General features: G+C 61.6%; 25 protein-coding genes. All 25 read left to right on the top strand.

The features are described 5' to 3' along the window. Positions 1 to 26 precede the first annotated feature (26 nt). The 25 genes from AC1RKJ_RS04325 to AC1RKJ_RS04205 all read left to right on the top strand — a co-directional run bounded on the left by AC1RKJ_RS04325 (position 27) and on the right by AC1RKJ_RS04205 (position 16,312). Entirely contained in the window at positions 27 to 1,454 is a 1,428-nt protein-coding gene (locus AC1RKJ_RS04325) for an SNF2-related protein (protein WP_492789819.1), read from the top strand. Further along, positions 1,441 to 1,980 carry a hypothetical protein gene (locus AC1RKJ_RS04320; RefSeq protein ID WP_492789817.1) on the top strand — a complete coding sequence of 180 codons (540 nt, stop codon included), beginning with the start codon at positions 1,441 to 1,443 and terminating at the stop codon, positions 1,978 to 1,980. Before AC1RKJ_RS04325 ends, AC1RKJ_RS04320 begins: the two co-directional genes overlap by 14 nt. A 327-nt stretch (positions 1,981 to 2,307) precedes the next feature. Beyond that, the gene (locus AC1RKJ_RS04315) at positions 2,308 to 3,600 is read left to right on the top strand and encodes a DUF2800 domain-containing protein (RefSeq protein WP_492789816.1); all 1,293 of its coding nucleotides are present in this window, start codon (positions 2,308 to 2,310) and stop codon (positions 3,598 to 3,600) included. Positions 3,601 to 3,614: 14 nt separating this feature from the next. Then, entirely contained in the window at positions 3,615 to 4,235 is a 621-nt protein-coding gene (locus tag AC1RKJ_RS04310) for an ssDNA-binding protein (RefSeq protein WP_492789814.1), read from the top strand. Positions 4,236 to 4,311: 76 nt separating this feature from the next. Further along, complete coding sequence (locus AC1RKJ_RS04305) at positions 4,312 to 4,611, top strand: DUF2312 domain-containing protein (protein ID WP_492789812.1); 300 nt, start codon at positions 4,312 to 4,314, stop codon at positions 4,609 to 4,611. After that, positions 4,608 to 5,156, top strand: a complete 549-nt coding sequence (locus AC1RKJ_RS04300; RefSeq protein ID WP_492789810.1) for a 3'-5' exonuclease — start codon at positions 4,608 to 4,610, stop codon at positions 5,154 to 5,156. The genes AC1RKJ_RS04305 and AC1RKJ_RS04300 overlap by 4 nt, the downstream gene beginning before the upstream one ends. After that, positions 5,153 to 5,467 carry a hypothetical protein gene (locus AC1RKJ_RS04295; RefSeq protein WP_492789809.1) on the top strand — a complete coding sequence of 105 codons (315 nt, stop codon included), beginning with the start codon at positions 5,153 to 5,155 and terminating at the stop codon, positions 5,465 to 5,467. The genes AC1RKJ_RS04300 and AC1RKJ_RS04295 overlap by 4 nt, the downstream gene beginning before the upstream one ends. Then, complete coding sequence (locus AC1RKJ_RS04290) at positions 5,467 to 5,967, top strand: hypothetical protein (RefSeq protein ID WP_492789808.1); 501 nt, start codon at positions 5,467 to 5,469, stop codon at positions 5,965 to 5,967. The genes AC1RKJ_RS04295 and AC1RKJ_RS04290 overlap by 1 nt, the downstream gene beginning before the upstream one ends. Further along, a complete protein-coding gene (locus AC1RKJ_RS04285) occupies positions 5,964 to 6,329 on the top strand; it encodes a hypothetical protein (protein WP_492789807.1) in 366 nt (121 codons plus the stop codon). Before AC1RKJ_RS04290 ends, AC1RKJ_RS04285 begins: the two co-directional genes overlap by 4 nt. Before the next feature lie 3 nt (positions 6,330 to 6,332). Continuing rightward, positions 6,333 to 6,893, top strand: a complete 561-nt coding sequence (locus AC1RKJ_RS04280) for a hypothetical protein (RefSeq protein ID WP_492789805.1) — start codon at positions 6,333 to 6,335, stop codon at positions 6,891 to 6,893. 57 nt (positions 6,894 to 6,950) lie between these two features. After that, on the top strand, positions 6,951 to 9,215 hold the full coding sequence (locus AC1RKJ_RS04275; RefSeq protein WP_492789803.1) for a DNA polymerase family A protein: 2,265 nt from the start codon (positions 6,951 to 6,953) through the stop codon (positions 9,213 to 9,215). A 93-nt stretch (positions 9,216 to 9,308) separates the two neighbouring features. Further along, the gene (locus AC1RKJ_RS04270) at positions 9,309 to 9,503 is read left to right on the top strand and encodes a ribbon-helix-helix domain-containing protein (protein ID WP_492789801.1); all 195 of its coding nucleotides are present in this window, start codon (positions 9,309 to 9,311) and stop codon (positions 9,501 to 9,503) included. Continuing rightward, positions 9,496 to 9,705 carry a hypothetical protein gene (locus AC1RKJ_RS04265; RefSeq protein WP_492789799.1) on the top strand — a complete coding sequence of 70 codons (210 nt, stop codon included), beginning with the start codon at positions 9,496 to 9,498 and terminating at the stop codon, positions 9,703 to 9,705. Before AC1RKJ_RS04270 ends, AC1RKJ_RS04265 begins: the two co-directional genes overlap by 8 nt. Positions 9,706 to 9,823: 118 nt before the next feature. Continuing rightward, positions 9,824 to 10,087, top strand: coding sequence for a hypothetical protein (locus AC1RKJ_RS04260; protein ID WP_492789798.1), 264 nt, complete (start codon positions 9,824 to 9,826; stop codon positions 10,085 to 10,087). Beyond that, positions 10,084 to 10,329 (top strand): hypothetical protein, encoded by a 246-nt coding sequence (locus tag AC1RKJ_RS04255; protein ID WP_492789796.1) that lies wholly within the window; start codon positions 10,084 to 10,086, stop codon positions 10,327 to 10,329. Before AC1RKJ_RS04260 ends, AC1RKJ_RS04255 begins: the two co-directional genes overlap by 4 nt. After that, the gene (locus AC1RKJ_RS04250; protein WP_492789795.1) at positions 10,326 to 10,529 is read left to right on the top strand and encodes a hypothetical protein; all 204 of its coding nucleotides are present in this window, start codon (positions 10,326 to 10,328) and stop codon (positions 10,527 to 10,529) included. The genes AC1RKJ_RS04255 and AC1RKJ_RS04250 overlap by 4 nt, the downstream gene beginning before the upstream one ends. Beyond that, complete coding sequence (locus AC1RKJ_RS04245) at positions 10,526 to 10,846, top strand: hypothetical protein (RefSeq protein WP_492789793.1); 321 nt, start codon at positions 10,526 to 10,528, stop codon at positions 10,844 to 10,846. Before AC1RKJ_RS04250 ends, AC1RKJ_RS04245 begins: the two co-directional genes overlap by 4 nt. Before the next feature lie 27 nt (positions 10,847 to 10,873). Beyond that, positions 10,874 to 11,506: a hypothetical protein gene (locus AC1RKJ_RS04240; protein WP_492789792.1), complete on the top strand. Its 633-nt coding sequence runs from the start codon at positions 10,874 to 10,876 to the stop codon at positions 11,504 to 11,506. Then, positions 11,503 to 11,832, top strand: coding sequence for a winged helix-turn-helix domain-containing protein (locus tag AC1RKJ_RS04235; RefSeq protein WP_492789791.1), 330 nt, complete (start codon positions 11,503 to 11,505; stop codon positions 11,830 to 11,832). The genes AC1RKJ_RS04240 and AC1RKJ_RS04235 overlap by 4 nt, the downstream gene beginning before the upstream one ends. Then, positions 11,829 to 12,206: a zinc-finger-containing protein gene (locus tag AC1RKJ_RS04230; RefSeq protein WP_492789790.1), complete on the top strand. Its 378-nt coding sequence runs from the start codon at positions 11,829 to 11,831 to the stop codon at positions 12,204 to 12,206. Before AC1RKJ_RS04235 ends, AC1RKJ_RS04230 begins: the two co-directional genes overlap by 4 nt. Further along, positions 12,203 to 12,673, top strand: coding sequence for a hypothetical protein (locus tag AC1RKJ_RS04225; protein WP_492789788.1), 471 nt, complete (start codon positions 12,203 to 12,205; stop codon positions 12,671 to 12,673). Before AC1RKJ_RS04230 ends, AC1RKJ_RS04225 begins: the two co-directional genes overlap by 4 nt. A 9-nt stretch (positions 12,674 to 12,682) precedes the next feature. Further along, positions 12,683 to 12,946 (top strand): hypothetical protein, encoded by a 264-nt coding sequence (locus tag AC1RKJ_RS04220; RefSeq protein ID WP_492789786.1) that lies wholly within the window; start codon positions 12,683 to 12,685, stop codon positions 12,944 to 12,946. A gap of 129 nt (positions 12,947 to 13,075) precedes the next feature. Further along, a complete protein-coding gene (locus AC1RKJ_RS04215; protein WP_492789784.1) occupies positions 13,076 to 13,684 on the top strand; it encodes a hypothetical protein in 609 nt (202 codons plus the stop codon). Between the two features lie 181 nt (positions 13,685 to 13,865). Beyond that, the gene (locus tag AC1RKJ_RS04210) at positions 13,866 to 14,072 is read left to right on the top strand and encodes a hypothetical protein (protein ID WP_492789782.1); all 207 of its coding nucleotides are present in this window, start codon (positions 13,866 to 13,868) and stop codon (positions 14,070 to 14,072) included. A gap of 2 nt (positions 14,073 to 14,074) precedes the next feature. Then, on the top strand, positions 14,075 to 16,312 hold the full coding sequence (locus AC1RKJ_RS04205; RefSeq protein WP_492789781.1) for an AAA family ATPase: 2,238 nt from the start codon (positions 14,075 to 14,077) through the stop codon (positions 16,310 to 16,312). The last annotated feature ends 17 nt before the right edge of the window (positions 16,313 to 16,329 follow it).

Genomic DNA, 16,329 nt, shown 5'->3' with positions numbered 1-16,329 from the left:
GATACAACGTAATACAATAGGCGGCGATGTTGAATTTTCCGCCTGTTTTTCACGGTTTTCCTGCTTTCTCGATTGCACGGTCTTTCATGATCCCGCTGCCGACACAGCTTTCAGGCGCTTTGTTCCTCGCTTCGAACAATAATGCGTTGCTCGCGGACGAACCGCGCGTCGGCAAGACCGGCACAGCAATTATCGCGGCCGACTACAATCTCGAAGATACAATTCTGATCGTCACGACAGCGTCGGGCAGGGCTGTATGGCGCCGCGCGATAAAGCTGTGGACAGTTTACCCGCGCAAGGTTCGCGTGCTCACGGGCCCGCCGCGCGCCGGCGAAGTGCTCGACGGCGTGACGATCGTCGGATGGGCGCAGATCGCCGATCCGCACATACGAGCTGCGCTGATGACGCGCAAGTTCGACCGCGCCATTCTCGACGAGAGCCACGCCGCGAAGAACTTCGAAGCAAAGCGCACATGCGCCGCCTACGGCGATATCCTGAAAGACGGCGAAGTGATCGTCGTTCGGAACGCCGTCACGCACGGCGCCGGGGGCATCTGGTGTCTATCCGGAACGCCGATCCCGCACGCGCCGAACGATCTTTACCCGATGCTGCGCGCGATGGCGCCGGAACGCTTGAAGGCCGATCCGCTGCAGGGCTGGCCCGACGTCACGAAGTATCAGGATTTCTTGCGCCGCTACTGCGTCGTCCGGATGAAAAAGACGTCGCAGTTTAAGAAGATCCCCGTCGTGGTCGGCGGGCGCAACGCCGACGAACTGCGCGCCAGGCTCGAAGGTTTCATTCTGCTGCGCACGCAGGCTGAAGTCGGCATTCGGCCTCCCGTATACGAACTGCTGCCGCTGATGGTGACGGACGCCATGCGGCGCAAGGCCGACGGCGATCTCGACCGTAAAGCGATCCTTGCCGCAGCCGAGGCCGGCAACACTAAAGAGCTCGAAATGCACCTGGGGCCGCTGCGCCGGCACACAGGCACGATGAAAGCCGAAGCTGTCATTCAGGCGGTGATCGATGAGTTCGACGGCGGTCTCGATAAAATCGTGCTTGCGTATTGGCATAAGGAGGTCGGCGACATTCTCGCCGACGGCCTGAAGAAATACGGCGTGCTGCGCCTGGACGGCTCGACGCCGGCCGCGCACCGCGGGCCGATCGAGCAACAGTTTCTCGACGACAAATCGCAGCGTGTTTTTCTCGCGCAGATCGAAGCAGCCGGGGAGGCGATCGATCTGAGCGCCGCGGCAATGCTCTGGTTCGTCGAAACGGTCTTCAGCCCGCGCGGCATGAAGCAAATGTCCCTTCGAATTACCAACCACACGCAGACCCGCCAAGCCATCGTCCGGGTGTGCGTGCTCGAAGGCTCTATCGACGAGGCACTACAAGCCAGTTTGCTTAGGCTCTGGACCGCAATCCGAGAGGTACTACACGATGATAAAACTTGAAATTTCTGGAACGACGAGCGGGGAGGTCGTCGAGAGTTTGCGCGGCTTGCTTGCGACGTTCGAAAACGCGCCGCAGACGACAGCAGCGCCAGCGTCGGGCAAGGCCCCAAGCGGTCGCACCCGCGCCGGCAAGGCCGAAGACAAGCCCGTGATCTCGACCGGCGAAGAGCGCGTCGACCCGGCTGCTGACAAGCAGGACGCCAAGGACGAGACCAACGACACGGTCGCGCAGCAGCCGAAGCCGGTCACGCTAACGCATGACAGCGTTCGTTCGCTGCTCGGCGGATACGTGCAGGCCTTCGGCATGGCCGCCGCACAGGAAGACGGCCCGAAGCTGATGGGCGTCGCCAAGATCAGCGAGATCAAGGACGACCAGAAAGCGTTCGCGACCGCGATCATCGCTCTTGCGACGGGCATCGAGAAGAACCCGCACAAGCGCACTCTCGAAGGCGACGGTATCGACGCCGACAAGATGGCTGACATGAAGGTGCTCGTGCAGCACGCGCAGAAGGTTATCGCGTCGTAATGCGCCGGTCTCACCTAATGGTTGCCAGTGCGGCTCTTGGTTTAGGGCTCGCACTGGCTGCGTCGCACGCGGGACAAAACGTCCTGCGGCCTGAAGCGCCGCGCCATAACGGCCGTATTCTCCCGCGAGGAAAACGTCCGAAAAAGCGTGGCTCTCACGCGAACCCGCCAAGCCGGGCCGCACTGACAGCGCATGAAGAATTACGGCGTCAACACATGAAGGTCGCTGCAATCGGCGTGCATCCGAAGTACCGCTCTCGCCGCTCGCAATACGGCAGAATGGCCGTGCTCGAATATGAAACAGCGTCAAAAGTCTGGGACAAGCAACATGCTTAATTCGTCGGCCGATCACGGATCGCGGGCTCATGACGAGTGGTCGGCCAGCGCCACAGAACGCAACGTCACCTGTGCCGGCGCCATCGCGCTCAACGCCCGCGTCACGACGCCGGATAAAGAGAGCGAAGCGTCGGCCTGGGGGACGGCCTGCCATCAGCTTTCCGAGAAGTGCTTCAACACCGGCAAGGACGCCGACGAATTTATCGGCACGGTCGAGAAGACCAAAGAGCGCCGGATCGAAGTCGACGAGGAAGTCGCCGAAACGACGCAAATGTACGTCGATTATGTGCGCGGCAGGATCAAAAAGTATTTTGACGAGACCGGCGAACAGCCAGTCGTCTATCACGAGCAGCGTTTTTCGCTCGCCGCGCTTGGCGGCCCGTTCCCCGCCGGCGGCACGGGCGACACCGTCATCTATTTCCCGCGCTGGAAAGAGATCGAAGTCGTTGACCTGAAGGGCGGGCGCGGGCTGGTCGAGGCCGCCGGCAATATGCAGCTTCGATCCTACGGCCTCGGCTCGGTTATGGCGAACCCCGGTCTCGCGATCGAGAAGGTGACGACGACGATCGTACAGCCGCGCGCAGCGCACAAGGACGGCCGCATTCGCTCCGAAACGCTGCATATCGCCGAGCTCGTCGAGTGGACGGCTGATCTGCTCGCAGCGATGAAGCGCTCGAAGCAGGCCTGCGACGAAATCAAAACGATGCCGTTCGCCGCCTGGTGCACGAAATGGCTGACACCCGGCAAATGCAAGTTTTGCCGATCTGAAGGCTCGTGTCCCGCGCTCGAAAAGCGCGCACTCGACGCCGCGAATGTCTGGTTCGACGATCTGGAAAACCCGCATATCGCCAACGGACCGGAACAAGACAGCCCCGCAGCGCTCGCGCGCACACTCGATCTGCTCGACATGATCCAAGATTGGGCGAACGCACGACGCGCGCTCGCGCACCAGTTGGCCGACGCCGGCGTGAAGATCGAAGATCCTGCAAGCGGGTCGTTTTACATTCTCGTCCCGAAGCAGGCCCGCGAAAAGTGGCTCGACGGCGTCGAGGACCAGGTCCATGCCGCCGCTGCTGCGGCCAAGCTGAAAGCCGACAAGTACCTGAACCCGGCAAAGCTGAAGACACCGAAACAAGTTCGCAAAGCGCTCGGCGCTGCGAACGAGAAATTGGTCGCGGGGCTGTCCGTCACGCCGACCGAGGGCACGAACCTTGTTCGGGCCGATAAGACGACACGAGCGGCAGTACCGTCGAGCGTGGACAAATTTTTCGACAAGATCGATTGAATGGAGAGAATGAGATGGGTTCACGTTCCGAAGACTTCAAAACTGGCCTTGTCCGAGGCTCTTTCCTCGACGGCCTCTTCGACCTGAAGACCGACGATTGGGGCAAGAAAAACTGGACCGCGACGCTGCTGATCCCGAAGTCGGAAAGCCTCGCGATCTATGAGAAGGCTTGCCTCGAAGCCGCGAAGGCAGAGTGGGGCGACAAGGCCGTGCAGATGATTAAGGACAAGATCATCAAAAGTCCGTTCCTCGACGGCGACGGCCCGCAGGGCAAGAGCAAGAAATCCGGCGAGCCCCACAACGGTTTCCCTGGTCACACCTTCATTCGCGTGAAGTCGGGCGAGGCGTACCGCCCAACGATCATTGACGAGCGCAAGGTCGTCATCACCGACAAGAACGAGCTCATGAGCGGGTACTACGGCTACGCCGTGTTGCACTGCTTTACGTGGGAAGACGACAAGGGCGGCAAGGGCCTGACGTTCGGCATTTCCATGTTCCAGCGCGTCAAGAAGGGTGAAGTTCTCGGCGGTGGCGGCGGTGTCGACGTCGATAAGTGGGCCGAGACGATCGAAGACGAGGGCGCAGCGCCGTCGTCGACGAAAGGCGGCGCTGGCGCCGGCGGTCTCTTCGGCTAATCTGTATCAAATAACACAAGACGCTGGCCGACAAATCGGCCAGCGTTAGCCCGCAACCCCTGACCGGATTTTCAACATGACAAAAGCAGACAACCCGAAGGCGGTCCTCGGCGACAACAGCAGCGCCGTCGATATCGCCAGCAAGCGCGGTCGTGAGATCGTGAAAGGCTTCGTCTCGCGCATTGAAAAATTGCAAGACGAGAAAGACACGATCGGCATCGATATCAAGGACGTCTACGCCGAAGCGAAGGGCAGCGGCATCAATACGAAGGCCTTGCGCAAGGTCATCGCACGCCGCAAGCGCGACGCCGACGAGTTGTCCGAAGAGGACACCATGATCGAGCTGTTCGAAGAAGCGCTCGGGGTGTTCGCGTGAAGCACGTCATGCTCGACCTAGAAACGCTAGGCAGGCGTGCGGGCTGCGTTGTGTTGTCCGTCGGCGCCGTTCAGTTCGATCTCAACGGGGCCGTCGGCAAGACCTTCTACGCGAATATCGATCCAGGCAGTTGCGTCAGAGCTGGCCTGACGATCGACCCTGAGACGCAAGCCTGGTGGAAACAACAGCCTGCCGCCGCGCAGCAAGCACTCGTCAAGGACCGCCGCGCGCTCGGCGAAGTGGTTCGAGAGTTCAGCCAATGGTTTCTCGACACCGGCCTCGTGCATCCTTGGGGTCACGGCGCGGCTTTCGATCCGCCGATTTGGGAGGCCGCAAGCCTCGCTGTCGATCGACCGCCGCCTTGGCAATTTTGGAACGTGCGCGATACGCGAACGGTGTTCGACCTGTTCGCTTTCGACACGCGCGACGTTGTTCGCAAGGGCGCCTACCACAATGCGCTAGACGACGCGATACACCAAGTTGAGTGCGTCGTCGCGGCGCTCAAAAAGGGGCGCGCTGCTGCAGCCGCCAGCGTGTTCTCTTGAAAATCGACAACGAAAAACTCGACGCGATGGCCGCTGCGGGAAATCTGCACGGCCTCACTGTCTGGAAATGCGCCGGCGGCTATCAGGCGAATTTGCAGACTGGCAAGTCCGCCGGCTGGCGCGTGCGCAGGGCCGAGACGCCGAGCGAAGCGATCAACCTCGTGCTGGCGATGGACTTCGTCGACGAGATCGACGACCGCAACGGCATCGTGTCGGAGCCGGTCGATTTCACCGAGGCGGCCGTCGCGCAGCTTGAGGCCGAAGAGCCGGTCGAGGCTGACGAAGCCGGCGACGTCGGGATCTTCGACTGATGTACTACGCTGGTATCGGATCGAGAGAAACGCCCGCGCCGGTTTGCGTTCTTATGACGCAGATCGCGCGCTGGTTGTCCGGTCTCGGTTACACGCTGCGATCGGGTGCAGCGGACGGCGCTGATAAAGCGTTTGAGGCGGGTGCGGGAGCGAAAGAAATATTTCTGCCGTGGCTCGGGTTCAACGGCAGCGGTTCAACTCTCGTTCCATCGTCGCGCGGCCAGGCTGTCGATATCGCGCGCACGTTTCACCCGGCTTGGAGCCGATGTAGCGACGCGGCGAAAAAGCTGCATACCCGAAACGTGCTGCAAATCCTTGGCGCTGACCTTCAATCGCACTCAGCTTTTGTCGTCTGCTGGACAAAGGACGGCGGCGCTTCGGGCGGGACCGGGCAAGCACTTCGGATCGCCGATCACTTTCTGGTGCCGATCTTCAATCTTCACGATGCTACGGCTCGTTACCGGCTACAGGCGCACGTCGAAGGCGGGGTGTTCGCATGACAGACACCCGCCGAATTTATCTCGACGACAAGGCCGAGCTCTTCGTCACCGTCGACGCGGTCGATTACGACTGGCTGATGAAGTGGCGCTGGCACGCGACGTGGAATAGCACCGGCAAGAAATTCTACGCGACCCGCAACACCCGTATCCGCGCCGAGGGGCGCTGCGTGAAGGTGTACATGCACAAAGCCATTCTCGACCACGCCGGCGTGAAGCAGCCGACAGAGAAGCACACGATCGGCGACCACGAGGACGGCGATAGTTCGAACTGCCGCCGCGGCAATCTGCGATGGGCGACGCCGAGCATGAACAGCGCGAACATTCGCGGGAAGCACGCCCGTCAAGCTGCGCTGAGATTGTAGCAAATGACGCAGTACATCGTGAGACCGAATGGCTGGCGTGTTCTGATCGGTTGCGAGCGCTTTGGCGTACTGCGCGACGCTTTCCGGCGTCGAGGCCATGACGCGTATTCGTGCGATCTCGTGCCTGACGTCAAAGGCAGCCCCTTTCATATTATGTGCGACGTTCGCGATCTGCTGCGCCGCGATTGGGACTTGGCAATCTTCCATCCTGATTGCACTTTTCTGACGAACGCTGCGGCGTGGGCTTTTCGCGATCCGGATTACGACCGCTACCCAGGCGTCGGCTACCACCAGAAAGTGAAGCCGGAAACGCTGGTCGGCGCCGCTCGTCGTGCAGCACGCGAGAGAGCCGTCGAGTTCGTGTTCGAGCTTCGCGACTGTCCTATCCCTCGCAAGGTGATCGAGAACCCGCGCGGCTATTTGTCGACCGTCTGGCGCGAGCCGGATCAGACGATACAGCCGACGATCGCGCGATGCTGCGCGCTGCGACCTATCCGGGGATCGCCGCGGCAATGGCTTCGCAAATGGCGCCGAGCATGGGGGTGTTCGCGTGACGTCCCGTGAACGGAAAGATGTTGCCCTTTTTCGGAAAAATCTTTCCGCGCGAACAGGTGTAGAACAGTGAGCGGGCTCGAAATCGATTTCGAAACGCGCAGCGACGTCGATATTAAGCAGCACGGCGCGCACCTCTATTTTCAGTCACCGCACGCCCGCGTGTTGATGGCGTCGTACAAGATCGACGGCGGGCCCAAGAAACGCTGGCGCTACGGCCAACCATGCCCGCCTGATATCCGGAAGCACATCGAGGAGGGCGGCGTCATCAGCGCGCACAACGCCGCGTTCGAACGCCTTGCAATGCAGATCGTGCTCGCGCCGCGTTGCGACTGGCCGATGCCGCACCTGAAGCAGTTCCGCTGCACCGCTGCCACAGCCGCCAGCATGTCGCTGCCGCGCGATCTCGCCGGCGTCGGTACGGCGCTCGGCCTGCCGATCCAGAAGAGCAAGGACGGCATGGCGCTGATCCGGTTTTTCTCGATACCGCGCAAAGCGAAAAAGGGCGAAGACCCGAACGGCGTCTATTTCAACGAGCCGGAAGATTTCCCCGAAAAGTTCGAAGAGTTTCACAGCTATTGCGACACCGACGTCGAAACCGAAGCGGGCGCCGACGAGCGCATGGTGCCGCTGTCTGATTACGAGCAAGACCTATACTGGATCGACCAGCTTATAAACGACCGCGGTATCCGGATCGACGTCAAGTCGGCCCGTGCCGCGCTTTATATCGCCGATAAGGCGAAGATCATCCTTGATCGCGAAATGAAGATCGCGACCGGCGGCGCCGTGACTGCGTGCAGCCAGGTTCAGAAGATTGTCGAGTGGATCAACGGGCAGAGCGTCGTCATTCCGAGCGCCGCCAAGGCCGAGATCGAAGAACTGTTAGAAGCTGACGATCTGCCCGCACATGTGCGGCGCGTGCTGGAACTGCGGCAGGAAGCCGCGAAGAACTCGGTCTCGAAGCTGAAAGCGTTCCTGAAGCGCTGCGGCACCGACGGACGCATTCGCGGCGCCTTCCTGTTCCTGGCCGCCGGCACGGGCCGCTGGTCTTCTGTCGGCGCGCAGCTTCACAATCTGCCGCGGCCGCGCAAGATTTTCGGCGACGCGCACCTGAACCTCGAAACCCTGTTCCACGTCATCCGGAAAGGCGAGCCGGATTGGATCAGGTTCAACTACGCCGGGATCGTCGACGACAAGGGCGAAGACCTCGGCAAGCCGCTGCACCTGATTTCCGACGCGCTGCGCTCGTTCATTTGGGCCGCGCCAGGACACGAGCTTTGCGTCGCCGACTATTCCGGCATCGAAGGCGCTGTCGCGGCATGGTTCGCCGGCGAGCAGTGGAAAGTCGACGCCATGTTCGATCTCATGGCCGACGAGAGCTTGCCGGATCTGTATCGCCGTTCCGCGGCCGGCATCTTCGGCGTACCAATCGAAACGCTCGGCAAGAAAGACGTGCGGCGCCAGGTCGGCAAGGTGTCCGAGCTGTCGCTGCAGTTTCAAGGCGGCGTCGGCGCATTCCGCAGCATGGCGCGCAACTACAGCCTGAAGATTGAGCCGGTCTACGAGCCTGTGTGGGAGGCGGCGACACCGGAACGCAGGACGGCCGCTGAAAAGCGATACGATCAATGCCTGGCGCGCGGTGAGGCGCCGACGCAGCAGCTATCGCGCAAGGCTTGGCTGGCTGCCGAGCTCGTCAAGGTCGGCTGGCGCGCAACGCACCCGGCGATCTGCGCAGCATGGAAGCTGCTCGAAGAGGCAATCCGCGAAGCGATCGAAAACCCCGGGCGTCAGATTAACGTTCTAAAAGTCTCATATCTCGTTGCGCGCGGCTTCCTGTGGTGCCGGCTGCCATCAGGCCGATGCCTGGCATACGGCAAGCCGCGCCTCAAAGACCAAGTGTGGGTCCGCAAGAAAGACGTCACGACGGCGAGCGGTTGGTCGGATAGCTCCGAAGTTATGGCGCGCGATCACGCCGAAGCGCTCGCGTCGATCGGTCTCGTCAAGATCGAGAGCAAGGCAAAGCCTGCGGCGACCGCGCTCGGCGTCAACAGTCAGACGAAGCAGTTCGAGCGTTTCGCGTTGTACGGCGGGCTCGCCTTCGAAAATGTCGTGCAGGCCATTGCGCGCGATCTGCTGGCGAACGGCATCAAGCTGGCCGAGGAACACGGCTACCCCGTCGTCGGCCACGTCCACGACGAAATCATTACCGAGCAGTTGCGCGGCGTGGCTGATTTGAATTTCTTCAAGGAACTGATCTGCCGCTTGCCGGCCTGCTACGCGGGCCTGCCGCTCGCGGCTTCCGGATTTATTTCGAAGCGGTACAAAAAGGACTAAATTCCGCGCGTTCATTTTGTATCTTGATTGCGGAATACAAATGACATACAACAGACAAATCGCACCATACCAGCACACCCGGGAGATCGAAGTGTGAAGAAGTCCAAGCCGAAGACCAAGTCGAAAACTCGCACTTCGATCTGGCTCGACGACGATCTGCGTGCGCGCCTCGACAAGCGCGCCGCCGATGAAAACCGATCCCTCGCGAACGTCATCGACACGACGCTGCGCGAAGGCCTGAAGGGCAAGACGAAGAAAGCGGCGCCTGATGCAACCGTCTTTGGATGATCTTCGCCGAGCACGTCCTGATCTCGCCCTGGCGCTGTACGCGTTTACGCCAGGCGGGGACGTCACCTTGGAGATCATGCATGAGGGCCAAGTCTATTCGTTCGTCGCGCCGACCGAAGCTGAAGCAATCCTGCTGGCTTTCCCGCAGAAGCCGACAGAACCGCCGCCACCGCAAAAGCCTGACACCAGTATTTTTGATTGAAGGGAAACCCGATGAAGATCGTCGCAACGGTCCTGCATGATCTGCTCGACCTGGCATCGCCGGTTCTGTTCTGCGGCCTTGTCGCAGTCGCCGCCGTGCTGCTGAAAGGCGGTGCGTAATGGCGCGGCACAAAGACGTTGTCTGGAACCTACCGGGTTCGGAAGGCAGCAGCTTAGACACAGCGAGTTGCCAGTTAGCGGTGCTGATGGACATTCGCGCCGAACTGAAAAAGCACAACGAGCAAACTGCCGAACTGCTTTCTTTAGCGCGCTGCTTTCGTATTCCGAAAGCGCTCGACGCGCTGATCGAAGTTGGCGCGGATCTTCGCCGCAAGAAGCGCCTTGCCGCCGAGAAGCGGAAGAACGCGAAAGCTCGCAAATGAACAAGAAAACCGTCGAGCCTGAATGCGCGAACTGCCGTTACTTCCGGCCTGCGCCTGTCGCCATGATCGGCGAACCGCGCGGGAAGTGCGCCATGCCGCCACCGCCGATCGTGGCGCAGCTTTACGCGATGCTCGCTGAAGAGCCGAACCTTCGGATCAACTACGCGCTCGTGTTTAACCAGATCCCCGACGCGCTGCTGCGCGGCGCGTGCGCCGGCCACAAACCGGAGACGTCGCAATGAGGACGTTCAACTCGCCAGAGCACGAGAGCTTCCGTGCGGTGATCCGCTGCATGGGCGTCACATTCGGCCAGGACGCGACGCGCAGGATCAACGGGCTGCTCGGCTACATGGGCATCTCGTGCTCGTCGCAGCTTTCGCCTGAAGGCGCGAACTACTGCCGCAAGTTGCTCGAACGCCAGCTTCCGGAGTGTAACGCATGAACAACGTCTATCAGCACCCAACACAGGCCGTCACACACCGTTTCAGCTACGCGACGAAGCGCATGTACGCGCTGCCGCAGTTAACAGATTTACAGCTCGGCGCGATGGCCGCGGTCCGTGATGGCGACGTCACTCGGTACGAGAAGCGTGTCGGCTACGAGCGGGTCGAGGCATGGCGAGCACCCGGTTTCGATGTGACGTGTCAGATCCGGGCGCTCAAGAAACGCCGCCTTATCCGCCTGAACTCGAACGGCAGCCGTGAGCCACAGCTTACGCCCGCCGGTGTCGAAGAGCTTCAAAAACACACCGACTACTAAACCCCGCAAACCGAGGACACCTGACCCATGTCTAACATTTCCGAACAAGTCGCTGCGATCGAGGCCGACAACGCGGCGCTGCTGACAAAAGTAGCGCTGCTTCAGCAAGAGCTCGCCGTCTGCGAAAACGAAAAGATGCTCGCCCTGACGCAGCTCGACACGATGCTGCGCTTCACGGCCGGCACGCGCTCGATGGTTGAAGAACTGGCGAACAGCGCTTTCGAACTGCTGCGCCGCACGAAGCGCGAAGCCTACGAGCAGCCGAAGGACGACGTCTTCGCGCCGCGCCAGGCGCCGCACGATCCGAACCGCGGCGTTCGGCCTGTGCGCGAGGTCGAGACGGCTATTCGGCATTCGACCGCTGGCGACCGGACGGTTCGACAGATGCTCGAACAGAACGACGAACTGCTCAACGGCGACGAGGCCGCGAAAATCTTCGTAACGAACACCCCGCGCGCCGGCGAAAGCGCCGAGCAGATCGCAGTGCGAAGCGCGCCACGGACACAAGGCGCCCTCGGCGGAAACGCCAGCCTGGCGCAACTTGAACGGGTTGCACGGCGTGACGATACGATGAAGTCGTCCGACTTTATGACACGAGACAGCGCCTTCGACGTCAGCTTCGTCGAGCGCGAGCCGCAGCGCGCGTCGGTGATGGGGTGACAACACCTTGCCCATGCTGCGGCGCCGAGATTGACGCCAAGTGGCCTGTGCTCGACCTGAACTCGAACACGCTTGCGTTCGAAGGACGGTCGGCACACCTGGCACCTATCTGCGCAGAGATCGCTTCGATCCTTATCAAAGACGCCCCGAAGACGGTCAGGCATGACGCCATGATCACCCGCGTTTGGGGCGCGCTCGAAGAACCGGGCAACCCTAAAAACACGCTGATGGTTCATATCGCCAGACTGCGCCCGATCATGAAGAGCTTCGGCTTCTCGATAAAAATCGTTTGGGGCGCCGGTCTTCGCTTGGAGCGGGATAAATGAGCGTCACACCGATCTGCCCGACATGCTCGAAGCCGGCGACGGCCAGCGCGACCCGGTTCGGAACGCGGCACGCGTGTTGCGGGCTCTGGTCCTGGGAAGGGAAGCCGCTCGCCGACGCCGCGACCCACGAGGCGCGCAAGGCCGCGCACGCTGCGTTCGACAGCCTGTGGAAGACCGGGCGCCCGTTCTCGCGCGCCGGCGCCTACAAGGCGCTGTCCGCGATCATGGGCATTAAGCCGGCTGACTGCCACATCGCGCTCATGAGCAAAGTGGATTGCGAGCGCGTCGTCGCCTTTGTTCCGCGGCTGCGCGACAACGCCACGCGCAAAGTCGAGAAGCTAGGCCCGCAATTCGTAGGGCTGAACCCGTGGTGACTATCGCGAAACTAAAGGCGATCAGTATTAAGCCCGAACGCATTGTCACACCGCAGTGCTCGGCTGTCGTCCCTGCCAACACCCGGTTCGATGAATGGCGGAAAGAGCGCTACGCGAAACGCAGCCCCAACCGGAGCGCCGAGCACTGCCAGCGCGAGAGCGTCGTCGAGATCGACGGCAAACCTTACTGCCGGCTGCACGGCGGGGGCGTCGCGCTCGGTCTCTGGCTGAAGGGCGATCTTGTGGCGAAGGCCGTCGTCCTCGTCGCGATCCTGATCGTCTGCGCACAGCCTGCGATGGCCGAGCGCTCACCGCCGGCGAAGCCGCTGCCGAACTGGTTCCTCGACCACCGGCACATACCGCCGCCGATCTGGCGCGGCCGTCCGCGCTCGATGCCTGTCGTCGAGACGACGAAACAATTCATTCGGCGACTGCAGGCACCAGGGCCGCGCGGCCGATTGGAGTAGGGGAGAGACATGACAATTAGCGAACTAACCGAGTTGACTGCCGACAGCGTCGGCTACGTTCCTGAGAAAAATCTGATCGGCACGCGCTGGAAGCACAGCGGAAACGGTCACGTGTACACGATCGAGGGCTTCATCTGGTGCGGCGAGTATGACCGCTGGCACGTCGCCCATGCGCGTGAACAGTGCGATCTTCGCTTTTCCCGATCGCCGGAGAATTTCTTCGGTTGGCGTTCTAACGGCGAAGTGCGTTATCGACCGGTCCTGACTGTCTGATTTGTATTGCGACAATGCGATACAGTCGCATAGGGTGATGGCTCGCTGAAAAGAAAACGGCGGACCCGGTTAAAGGCCCGCCGCTTCCACCACCGCAATCCCACCGCCTGACCAGCAGAAGGAAGACCCATGTCTAGTGTATCTCAGGACAACGCGCAACAGGATACAGCAGAGACGGACGCCGCCCGCGTGTTGGCAGATCGTCTCGACAATCACGCACGACCGCTAGGAAGCGACTGGCTCGCTTACCAACTGACGAACGCTGAACGCGATCTGATCATCGCGGCGCTACGGCAGGAAGTCGAATACTCGGACGATTTAGCCTATCGGTTTTCGTGCCTGCTCGACCACGCAACGGGCGGCCTGCTGTCGAAGACGAATTATGACAAGCAGACGATGTACACGCACGTCGACGATCACGTTAACAAGATGGTCGAACAAGCGAGGGAAGACGACGCGGACGAGGTCGCCAAAGAAGCATTGGCCGATGTGAAGACGCACCGTGCGGCGTGGCGAACCGCCATCGAGCGCGCGCTGAAGGCGAGCCCGACGCCGACCGACGAAAGCGACGACGCCCAATACTGGAAACACGAGCTCGCCGTGTTCGACCGAACTTTCGACGCCCTGATCGGCGCAATCGCCAGTGTGCAGATGGAAGTCGGGCGCCGCTTCACCGTCGAGGAAATGAACAAGATCGTCGAGCGCAAGGTCGCCGAGCATCTGCGGGCGCTGACATGAGCCGCTGCGTCATCCTTTACCGAAACCCGCGCGTCAACTTGATCGGCTTCATTGGCGACGGAGAAAACCCCGACGAGATCGCGACGTGGCGAAATTTGCGAGAGGCCGAGGCGTTCGCTAGCAACTCGCAATTCCTTCAAGCGTTCCCGCATCAGATCGTCGAGCTTTCGGAGATCGATTTGTGACGCAGGCCGACGACGCCACGCTGTACATCGCAGCCATGCACGGCGATCTGAACGGCGACGTCGTTCGGCTCTCAATCCAGCATGGCACAAAGATCGTCGCGCGCTTCGAGCTGCCGACCGGGGATTTCCTGAAAGCTGTCATGGGCACTGTTACGCCTGTCAGGCTGATCGGGCACAACCAGACGCCAAGACAAAAAGAGTGAACATGCCGCCCGACTTCTCGCCGGCCACCTTCGAGGCCTTCTATCGCCTCGGTTACACGCGCCTCGTGCCGATCATTCCGCACGACGCGCAGATCAGCGAGAACTCTTCGCTCTTCAAGCGTGTCGGCACCGATCAGGACAGCCGCGGCAAGGCTGTCGGCGTCAAGGGCCGCGACGATAAATGGTTCGGCTTCGACTGGCTGCCGCACGAGAGTGACGCGCACGATCTCGTTAAGTGGGAAGCGATGGGCGCTGGCATCGGCATCAAGACCGGGCAGGGCATTGTTGCGATCGACGCCGACACCACGAACAACGATCACGCTCGCATAATCCGCGACGCGATCGAGCGCCGCTTCGGACGGCTGCCATGCCGCATAGGCCGCTTCCCCAAGGCGCTTTACCTGATCGCGCTCACAGAGCCGATGAAATACACCCGCGTCGAGTTCGGCGAGCTCGACCAGCACGGCCGACTGAAAGACCGTGTCGAGATCCTGTCAGACGGCCGTCAGTTCGTCGCGCACGGCATTCACCCCGGCGCGCAACAGCCTTACGCCTGGACCCGGGATATCGTTCCGCTCGACCAGCTTCCCAAATTCTCGCCGGCAGACGTCACGGCGCTGCTCGAAGAACTCCGATCCTTACTGCCGGCCGCGAAGCCGCTCATAACCGAGGGTGCGACGACCGATATCTCGCAAGCCTCGCTGAAAGGATCGCTCGACAAGGTCCGCAAGGCGGTCGAGGCCACACCGAACAACTCGAAAGCGTTCGGCACCCGGGAGGCGTATCGCGACTTCGGCTATGCGATCCGCGCCGCGTTGCCCGACAACGAGCGCGAGGCCTTCGAGCTTTTCAGCGCATGGTGCGACCGATGGGAAGACGGCGTTAACGACCCGGATATCGTTTCGGCCGACTGGCGCAGGATGAAGCCGCCGTATCGCCGCGGCGCGAACTGGCTTTACGAGACAGCGGAACAACACAACCCGGCCGCGTTCCGAAAAGTGGACGTCTTCTTCGACGAGATCGTTCCTGAAGTTTCGCTCTTTAATAATGAAAGTTCGCAACCGCTTTTAGAAGCCGAGCCCGTCGCGATCCGATGGGTCGACCCCGCGATATGGGAAGGCGTCACGCCGCCGAAGCGGAAATTCCGCGTGGCCGGAATGGTGCCCGACGGCGAAGTGACCCTGCTTACCGGCAAGGGGGGCGTCGGCAAAACCCTGCTCGCGCAGCAGCTCGGCACAGCGGTCTCTTACGGCTTGCCGTTTCTCGGCCGCGAGACGGTTCAATGCAAAGTCATGATGTTCCTGTGCGAAGACGCCGAGGACGAACTGCAGCTTCGCCAGCGCGACATAAACCTGTCGATGGGTCTCGACATGCTGGAAATCAGCCCGCACGTCCGGATCGCCTCGCGCAAGTACATGGACAACCTTCTCGCGATTTGGGACCGCAACACCGGCACGATGAAACGCACGGCAGTCTGGAAAGCGCTGCGCGACGACGCGGTCGCCTTCGGCGCCAAGCTGATAATCGTGGACACCATCGCCGACACCTTCGGCGGGTCCGAGATTGACAGGACGCAAGTCCGCCAATTCGTGCAGGCCTGCTTAGGGCGGTTAGCGCAAGAGACCGGCGGCGCCGTGCTCGCGTTAGGCCACCCGTCGAAAGCGGGGCAGGCGGCGGGCGGTGACGGCACGTCCGGTTCGACGGCCTGGCACGCGTCTGTGCGGTCTCGACTGTATCTGACGCACGCGGCGAAAGACGACGTCGGGCCGTTCCGCCGGTTGGAGAACATGAAAGCGAACTACAGCGCGTCGGGCGATGTGTTCATGCTGCGGTGGCAGCGGGGCGCGTTCGATCTCGTGACCAGCAAGACGACGGCCCCGGGCGATGGCTCAACGGGTGACGCTGGCACAGGCGCGGCGGGCGGTTCTGGCGGGGCGCCGAGCATGGGCGACGTGATCGACGACGCAATCCTGATGGCGGTGGCTGAACTGGCGGGCGAAGCGGCGCCGCTGTCGAACGCGCGCAATTCATCCTATTGGGCGCCGAAGGTGTTCAGGGCGCGGTTTCCCGGCACGCTCGGATTGTATGCTGCTGGCGACGTTGAGGCGGGTTGGCAACGCGCCATTGCGGCGGGTCGGGTGAGGGCGGGCACCGTCGGCAGGAAGGCTAATCGCACTGTGATCCAAGGCTACGTCGTGGCCGTATCAGCGGACAAGGTGTCCGAAACAGTGTTCGATTAGGCTGCACAAAGTGCATA

The organism is Afipia sp. GW822-FHT04G07, assembly GCF_058800765.1.
Note: the sequence above shows the minus strand (reverse complement) of the source record. Positions and strands in the feature narration are given on the sequence as shown.

Coding starts and splice junctions, on each gene's coding strand:
- AC1RKJ_RS04325 (WP_492789819.1), top strand. CDS start 27: ATGTTGAATTTTCCGCCTGTTTTTCACGGTTTTCCTGCTTTCTCGATT.
- AC1RKJ_RS04320 (WP_492789817.1), top strand. CDS start 1,441: ATGATAAAACTTGAAATTTCTGGAACGACGAGCGGGGAGGTCGTCGAG.
- AC1RKJ_RS04315 (WP_492789816.1), top strand. CDS start 2,308: ATGCTTAATTCGTCGGCCGATCACGGATCGCGGGCTCATGACGAGTGG.
- AC1RKJ_RS04310 (WP_492789814.1), top strand. CDS start 3,615: ATGGGTTCACGTTCCGAAGACTTCAAAACTGGCCTTGTCCGAGGCTCT.
- AC1RKJ_RS04305 (WP_492789812.1), top strand. CDS start 4,312: ATGACAAAAGCAGACAACCCGAAGGCGGTCCTCGGCGACAACAGCAGC.
- AC1RKJ_RS04290 (WP_492789808.1), top strand. CDS start 5,467: ATGTACTACGCTGGTATCGGATCGAGAGAAACGCCCGCGCCGGTTTGC.
- AC1RKJ_RS04285 (WP_492789807.1), top strand. CDS start 5,964: ATGACAGACACCCGCCGAATTTATCTCGACGACAAGGCCGAGCTCTTC.
- AC1RKJ_RS04280 (WP_492789805.1), top strand. CDS start 6,333: ATGACGCAGTACATCGTGAGACCGAATGGCTGGCGTGTTCTGATCGGT.
- AC1RKJ_RS04260 (WP_492789798.1), top strand. CDS start 9,824: ATGGCGCGGCACAAAGACGTTGTCTGGAACCTACCGGGTTCGGAAGGC.
- AC1RKJ_RS04255 (WP_492789796.1), top strand. CDS start 10,084: ATGAACAAGAAAACCGTCGAGCCTGAATGCGCGAACTGCCGTTACTTC.
- AC1RKJ_RS04250 (WP_492789795.1), top strand. CDS start 10,326: ATGAGGACGTTCAACTCGCCAGAGCACGAGAGCTTCCGTGCGGTGATC.
- AC1RKJ_RS04245 (WP_492789793.1), top strand. CDS start 10,526: ATGAACAACGTCTATCAGCACCCAACACAGGCCGTCACACACCGTTTC.
- AC1RKJ_RS04240 (WP_492789792.1), top strand. CDS start 10,874: ATGTCTAACATTTCCGAACAAGTCGCTGCGATCGAGGCCGACAACGCG.
- AC1RKJ_RS04230 (WP_492789790.1), top strand. CDS start 11,829: ATGAGCGTCACACCGATCTGCCCGACATGCTCGAAGCCGGCGACGGCC.
- AC1RKJ_RS04220 (WP_492789786.1), top strand. CDS start 12,683: ATGACAATTAGCGAACTAACCGAGTTGACTGCCGACAGCGTCGGCTAC.
- AC1RKJ_RS04215 (WP_492789784.1), top strand. CDS start 13,076: ATGTCTAGTGTATCTCAGGACAACGCGCAACAGGATACAGCAGAGACG.
- AC1RKJ_RS04205 (WP_492789781.1), top strand. CDS start 14,075: ATGCCGCCCGACTTCTCGCCGGCCACCTTCGAGGCCTTCTATCGCCTC.